Genomic DNA, 310 nt, shown 5'->3' with positions numbered 1-310 from the left:
CCGCTAAAGTAATTGTTAAAAATATAACTCATTATATATAAGAGATGTTTTGACAAAATATTAACTTCCTTAACATTTTTTAACAAAAATCTATTCAAAAAAACTTTTAAATAAATTTGGAAGTTCAAAAAATAGTTCTACATTTGCACTCGCTTTTCACAACAAGTGGTTAAGCCGTCATGCGGCCCATTCGTCTAGTGGTTAGGACATCAGGTTTTCATCCTGGAAACAGGAGTTCGATTCTCCTATGGGCTACATAAAAGTGTTTTAGAAAATTATTAAATTAATTTGGCGAGATAAAATATTTGTT

At 29.7% G+C, this 310-nt stretch carries 1 tRNA gene; it reads left to right on the top strand.

Annotation, left to right across the window (positions count from 1 at the left end):
• Window positions 1–183 precede the first annotated feature (183 nt).
• Window positions 184–255 (top strand) — tRNA-Glu (locus QWI17_RS01535).
• Window positions 256–310: the final 55 nt, after the last annotated feature.

Origin of the sequence: Gilvimarinus gilvus (genome assembly GCF_030518155.1) — a bacterium.
Classification (GTDB): Bacteria; Pseudomonadota; Gammaproteobacteria; order Pseudomonadales; family Cellvibrionaceae; genus Gilvimarinus; species Gilvimarinus gilvus.
This window is presented reverse-complemented; position numbering and strand designations above follow the sequence as displayed.